The organism is Pantanalinema rosaneae CENA516 (genome assembly GCF_050753385.1).
GTDB lineage: Bacteria > Cyanobacteriota > Cyanobacteriia > Leptolyngbyales > Leptolyngbyaceae > Pantanalinema > Pantanalinema rosaneae.
Window position 1 is genome coordinate 49504 of sequence record NZ_JBLZFZ010000044.1, and the last position, 6374, is coordinate 55877.

General features: G+C 47.7%; 6 protein-coding genes. 3 read left to right on the forward strand and 3 right to left on the reverse strand.

Annotated features, from left to right (window positions below; translation table 11 throughout):
• Positions 1-118: 118 nt before the first annotated feature.
• The 3 genes from ACN4EK_RS22320 to ACN4EK_RS22330 all read right to left on the reverse strand — a co-directional run bounded on the left by ACN4EK_RS22320 (position 119) and on the right by ACN4EK_RS22330 (position 3960).
• Positions 119-1123 carry a sigma-70 family RNA polymerase sigma factor gene (locus ACN4EK_RS22320; RefSeq protein WP_431660506.1) on the reverse strand — a complete coding sequence of 335 codons (1005 nt, stop codon included), beginning with the start codon at positions 1121-1123 and terminating at the stop codon, positions 119-121.
• Between the two features lie 447 nt (positions 1124-1570).
• On the reverse strand, positions 1571-3748 hold the full coding sequence (gene ppk1, locus ACN4EK_RS22325) for a polyphosphate kinase 1 (RefSeq protein ID WP_431660507.1): 2178 nt from the start codon (positions 3746-3748) through the stop codon (positions 1571-1573).
• 5 nt (positions 3749-3753) lie between these two features.
• Positions 3754-3960: a hypothetical protein gene (locus ACN4EK_RS22330; protein WP_431660508.1), complete on the reverse strand. Its 207-nt coding sequence runs from the start codon at positions 3958-3960 to the stop codon at positions 3754-3756.
• A 230-nt stretch (positions 3961-4190) separates the two neighbouring features.
• On the opposite strand from ACN4EK_RS22330, the gene ACN4EK_RS22335 reads away from it, so the two are divergent.
• From ACN4EK_RS22335 to ACN4EK_RS22345, 3 genes are all read left to right on the forward strand, one after another.
• Complete coding sequence (locus ACN4EK_RS22335) at positions 4191-4493, forward strand: hypothetical protein (protein WP_431660509.1); 303 nt, start codon at positions 4191-4193, stop codon at positions 4491-4493.
• Between the two features lie 217 nt (positions 4494-4710).
• Entirely contained in the window at positions 4711-5094 is a 384-nt protein-coding gene (locus ACN4EK_RS22340) for a hypothetical protein (protein ID WP_431660510.1), read from the forward strand.
• 8 nt (positions 5095-5102) lie between these two features.
• The coding region (locus ACN4EK_RS22345) for a caspase family protein (RefSeq protein ID WP_431660511.1) at positions 5103-6374 on the forward strand (1272 nt) is incomplete at its 3' end.

Below are 6374 nucleotides of genomic sequence, written 5' to 3' on the forward strand. Positions count from 1 at the left end.
GGAAGCAAACAATCAAAGTCCCCCAAATGTGGGGGATTCAGAGGACAGGATCATATTTCGACCTCAAATCATCGGCTAATAGGAGCCAGATAGCCCTATGCCAAGACAGATTTAGAACCTAACGCATCCAGTCTTTTAACAGAGCTTGCCGTCGGGGGTGACGCAGTTTTCGCATGGCTTTCGCCTGAATCTGGCGGACTCGCTCCCGCGATAAATGATACAGTTCACCAATTTCCGAGAGCGTATAATGCTGCCCATCGGTTAAACCAAACCGGAGTTTGATGATTTCTCGCTCTCGATCGCTCAAATGATCCAACACCGAATTCAAGCGATCGCACAACAGCTTGTGATCCAGAGAATCATTCGGTGCCACATTATCGGCATCCTCAATCAACTGCATCAGTTCCGTATCCTCTTCCCGCCCCACCCAGGCATGAAGGGATAACGTCCCCTGGCTGACATCTAGCACTTGGTCAAGTTTGTCCTCATCAATTTCCAGAGCCGCCGCAATCTCCTGTTTGGTGGGTTTGCGACCGAGTTGTTGCGATAGGGTTTGCCGCGCTTTGCGGACTTGATTCAGTTTTTCAACCATGTGAACGGGCAGGCGCACCGTTCGGGACTGGGAGGCGATCGCGCGGGTAATCCCCTGACGAATCCACCAGTAGGCATAGGTCGAGAACTTATAACCCCGTTCGTAGTCGAACTTTTCAGCGGCTCGCATCAATCCCATGGCTCCTTCCTGGATCAGATCCAGAAAGGGCACACCACGATTGAGATATTTCTTGGCGATCGACACGACTAAACGCAGATTGGAGCGGACTAACTTCCGTTTCGCTTGCTCACCTCTGACCCCACCTTTCACAATTTCCCGCGCTAGTTCAATTTCTTGAGCCTGGGTTAATAGGGGATACCGTGCCATCTCCCGCAGAAATAAGCCCACCGAATCATCCGACAACCCTAGCCGTTCTGCTTTGGTGATCTTGATCGGGGCTCGCTTCGGAATTTCACCAATGGCAGCTAAGTCTTCTTCCAGTTCAGCTAGATCTAAGTCGAAATCATGATCGATCGCGTCTGCTTCGATCAGATCATTTTCAATTGAGTTAGAAGGCAATTCGGCACTCATACACACTCACATAGGGATAGGCAAAAAGTTGCGTAAAATTGCCTCCAACTTTAGCAAACTTCTTCCCAAATGCTCGGTTTTCTATGAAAAAAATCCTTAATTTTTATGTCTTTCCACAGGTTGCAATGAGTTTTCCACAAGTAATATGAAGTTTTGTTTACAATCGTGCAATACCCTGTAAAACAAGGCATTATGGGAGGTTTTTTGGCAGTGATTAACCGCTAGATCGACGCAGGTTGATCAATAACGATGCCACGATCGACCAAGGTTTAAATGGGCAACTACCACCCTAGCCAAACCTGCCTTGCAATCGTTCGACAAAAAAATTGTTGCAATCATTTGCGATCGAGGTATGATGGTTGGCGTTTTGCCAAATTTTGCCACTTTAAAAGGAGCCTGGGGCTATCCAGACTCCTAAGTTTCGTTGTTTAAATATTGAGTTGCGCGTTATTGATGCACAAGTTCCATGAACAACCGTTGCGAACTTTGTTCGGGGGTATCTGCCGCTGGACGACGTTGGACATAGCGACCATCAGCCTGTAAGTCCCATGCCTGACGGTTATCCGACAACAGGATTGCCAGAACCTCTTGCAGATCTTTGGCGAGCGTAGGGTCTTCGATCGGCACAACGGCTTCCACCCGCCGATTCAGGTTGCGCGGCATCCAATCAGCACTGCCAATGAAGATCTCTTCCTGACCCTGGTTATAAAAGTAGAAAATTCGGGAGTGTTCCAGAAACCGCCCGACAATACTAACGACCCGAATGTTTTCGCTAATCCCTGGTACACCCGGACGCAGGCAGCACATCCCCCGCACAATTAAATCGACTTGAACTCCCGCCTGTGACGCTTCATATAACGCCACGATAATCTGCTGATCCACCAGAGCATTCATCTTGGCGACAATTCGACCTGAGCCGCCAGCTTTGGCATTTTCAGCCTCCCGCCGAATTAGCGCTAACATGCGATCGCGCAGACTCACTGGGGCAACGAGCAATTTGCGGTACGATCGCTGCCGGGAATAGCCCGTCAGATGGTTAAACAAATCAGTCAGATCCGCTCCTAAGTCTTCCCGACAACTGAGTAACCCTAGATCGGTATAAAGTCGCGCCGTTTTCGGGTTGTAGTTGCCGGTGCCAATGTGAACATAGCGACGAATTCGCCCTTCATCCTGCCGCACCACCAACACCACTTTGGTATGGGTCTTTAAACCGACTAATCCGTAAACAACATGGACTCCCGATCGCTCAAGCTTCCGCGCCCAGTTGATGTTATTGGCTTCATCAAAGCGGGCTTTTAGCTCCACTAGAGCCGCCACCTGCTTGCCATTTTCGGCTGCCGTAATTAAGGCATTGATGATCGGCGAGTCACCAGACGTGCGATAGAGCGTCATCTTAATCGCTAAAACATTCGGATCTTGAGCCGCTTCCGTAATGAACCGCTGCACAGTGCGGGAGAACGAATGGTAAGGATGATGCACCAACACATCATGTTTGCGAATCAGGGAGAACATATCCTCTTCCCCATCCGGCGAACCACCCTCCTCCGTGGGATCGCCCAGGCGGCGTAATCGGGCGGGAACAGAGGAACTCCAGGACGGATCTTTCAGGTCAGCTAAGGGTAATCCCAGAAAAGACATTAAATCCCGTAAACACATCAACCCGTCGATTTCATAGATGTCGGATTCACACAGATCTAAATCTTTATTCTCTGGATCGCGAGTTGAACAAGGAATTTTTAATAGCCATTCCCGGACGGTCGCTGGCATCGAGGACTGCACTTCTAAGCGCACGACCGAGCCACCAAACCGCCGTTTCCGCAGTTCTTGCTCGATCGCCAGCAACAAATCATCGGCTTCGTCTTCTTCTAACTCCAAATCTCCATCGCGTGTGACCCGAAACAGATAATATTCCTGCACATTCATCCCCGGAAATAGGGCATCTAAATTATGAGCAATCACCTGTTCTAATGGGACACCTGTCCAGGCAGCCGCCACATCATTTTCTCGCACCTTTAAATTATCCGGTAGGGCAAGAAATCGGGGCAAAATATTCGGCACTTTGACCCTGGCAAATAACTCGTCTTCTGTGACGGGATCTTTAATCACTACCGCCAGGTTTAAACTCAGGGTAGAAATATGCGGAAAGGGATGACTGGGATCGATCGCGAGTGGGGTTAATACCGGAAAAATTTGCTCCTGAAAATAATTTTGTAAATACGATCGTTGTTCTTGATTGAGATCAATGTAGTCCAAAAGATGAATGCCATGCGCCGCCATTTGAGGACGAATCGCCTGCTCAAAGTGTTGGTGTTGCTGGACTACCATCGGTCGCAAACGCTGGCTAATCAAATCAAGCTGCTCTTGGGGAGTACGACCATCGGGGGTTAGTTGTGATACCCCTGCCTCAACCTGTTGCTTCAGAGCCGCGACTCGCACCATGAAAAATTCATCCAGGTTCGAGCTAAAAATCGCTAAAAACTTGAGCCGTTCTAACAGGGGTGTGCGAGGATCAAATGCCTCATGTAATACCCGATTGTTAAACTCTAACCAACTCAACTCCCGATTAAAGTAGTATTGGGAATCCATCAAATTAATTTCAGTTGGAGCCGTCTTCCGTCTAGCCATAATTTTTAAAACACCTCATCTTCAAGACCAACCCACCACTCACCTAAATTCATCAATTCCTGATGCAAACTTTCCACTTCCTGCATATATTCTTCAGGCGGGATTGTATGCCGCCGTTCCTCTAGCTTTTTCAACCGGAGTTGGACTAATAACCAGGGTTTAGAAATGCCATTGGTCGCTTCGATATACCGAGCCAGACTATTACTATCCATGAATCCTGAATGATTACGTTGAATGATCAGATTTCTTTCATCCTATAGTGATCCTCTGGGGATTGTCGGCAAGTCCTGATCTAGCAGGAGATTGCGACCCTCTTCCCAGGCTGGAGTGGTTTAACTTAGTTTGGCGGTGGAAGGTTAACAGGACTTAAAGTGTGTACGCATGAAACCATCTAGATGATTAGGGTATAATCACTCACAGGTGTCACAGCGAGTTCCAGAACATGGATGAAGTTGCCGTTGAACCCGCGATCGTGTCTTTTCCGTCGCAACTCTTGCAGGTAGACCACGAAATGGATGCAATCGACCGGACGCTTGCATTAATCAAACGCTTGCTCTGGGACATTCAGTTGCAAGAGGAACAGCTTCAGCCCTCTTTGCCGCCGGATGTGGAGTCCTGTCTGAGCTTGCAAGTCTTAAGCCGTCGTCCCGAGATTCTGGTGCTATTCGCGTTTGTCATTGCCATGGTGATTTGGGACAGCTATTGCGAAGCCCTGGCAAACGCCGCGATCGACCAGCCGTTGTAAGTTTGCTCTAGGGTGAAGGAATTTATAGGGCTTGTTTTGAGCAACTGTCTCTACGGTAGAAGTCGTCGGTTGTATGAAACCTGCCATCTGTCTCTGGCTATGTTCTAGTCGAAAAATTTTGTTGAAATTCTAGGATCTGCTATTGCTCTTGGTTATAACTGTGGTAGTTATGTAATCACACTCCAGGCGCTGCACTACTACCATCAGGAAAAAGCAGATGATGACATCATCCCATATTGAGCTGACGCTCCGCTTATGTGATCCAGAGGCAGATGAGGAAGAGTTGGATCGGAAGGTGCGATCGCTGCGAAATGAGCTAGCAGATATGGATGAAGTTGCAGCCGTTGAGCGAATTGCTGACCCCAATATTCCAGAGCATAGTAAAGCTGGCGGCAATTTCTTGATTGATCTATTACGGGTTGATATTAGTCCAGCCAACTGTTTGAAGGTGCTGACCTTTTTGGGCGATCGCTTAGGTAATAAGCCCCTCAAGTTAAAAGTTAAAACTCCCAGTGGCAAAGAACTAGAGCTAGAAGCTAGTAGCCGCGAAGAGTTTGCCTTTGTCATGCAACAAGCCCAGGCATTCTTAGAAAATGTTTAGGGGGCAGTATGAGCAAGGTAGCCCTGCTGATTGGAGTCAGCGAGTATCTGCCTGATTTAAAGCCACTTCCCGCCGCTGTTCAAGATGTGGAAGCTATTCAGGCAATTTTGCAAAACCCGGAGATTGGTCACTTTGATGAGGTGAAAACCTTGATCAATCCTGTGCCAATGGAGATGCAGGAGGCGATCGAGGCGTTATTTACAGGTCGCGCCAAAGATGATTTAGTCTTGCTGTTCTTTTCAGGGCATGGAATCAAAGACGACAATGGCAGATTATTTTTTGCCACTCGCAGCACTCGTAAGCATCCCAATGGCGAACTAGTCAAAGCCACGACGGTACCCGCCAGTTTTGTGCATGATGTGATGAATTACAGTCGATCAAAACGTCAGGTGGTCGTACTGGACTGCTGTTTTGGTGGCGCTTTTGCGGAAGGGTTAGCCGCTAAGGATGATGGCTCGATCGATGTGCGATCGCAATTGGGGGGTGAAGGTCGAGCAATTCTCACATCCTCTGCCTCCACCCAGTATTCCTTTGAGCAAGCCAGCGATCGACTCTCAATTTATACCCGTTATCTCGTAGAAGGCATTGAGACGGGACTGGCTGATCTCGATAATGACGGAATGATTTCGGTCGATGAATTGCATGAGTACGCTAGTGGCAAAGTCCGAGAAGTCACCACCTCAATGAAACCAGAAATCTACGCTGTCAAAGAGGGCTTCAAGATCCATTTAGTCCATGCCCCTGTGAGTGATCCACAATCCCGTTACCGCAAGGAAGTCGAGCGATTTGCTCAACAAGGTGAAATTTCTGAAATTGCTCGTACCGCGTTAGAAGTGCAACGGGAGAAATTAGGTCTATCCTACCGGGAAGCAACTTTGATCGAAGCAGAGGTGATTGAACCCTATCGCGAACATCGACACAAGCTCCAACGCTATCGTCAGGTGTTTGATGAAGCCATTCGCCGCGAATTTCCCCTCAGCGATCGTACTCGCAACGAACTAAAACTACTACAACAAACCTTGAACCTAATTGAGGAGGATATAGCTTTGATTGAAAGTCAAGGTTTACTATCACAGGCTCAAACCATAACACCTGCTCAATCTCAGCAAATCAATAAAGAGGAAGGTCAGAAGTTAGCTAAACACTTTAAATACAAATTTCATTTCCTACTAATTATTGGAACTATAGCTATTCTAATCTTTGGATTAACCACTTATTCAAAGACTACAGTTTTTTCATCACTTTTAGGATGGATTAATTCCTGTCTCTTATACACATCT

Excerpts from the sequence above, each read along its gene's own strand:
- ACN4EK_RS22320 (WP_431660506.1), bottom strand. The coding sequence starts at position 1,123 with ATGAGTGCCGAATTGCCTTCTAACTCAATTGAAAATGATCTGATCGAA.
- ACN4EK_RS22335 (WP_431660509.1), top strand. The coding sequence starts at position 4,191 with ATGGATGAAGTTGCCGTTGAACCCGCGATCGTGTCTTTTCCGTCGCAA.
- ACN4EK_RS22340 (WP_431660510.1), top strand. The coding sequence starts at position 4,711 with ATGATGACATCATCCCATATTGAGCTGACGCTCCGCTTATGTGATCCA.
- ppk1 (WP_431660507.1), bottom strand. The coding sequence starts at position 3,748 with ATGGCTAGACGGAAGACGGCTCCAACTGAAATTAATTTGATGGATTCC.
- ACN4EK_RS22330 (WP_431660508.1), bottom strand. The coding sequence starts at position 3,960 with ATGGATAGTAATAGTCTGGCTCGGTATATCGAAGCGACCAATGGCATT.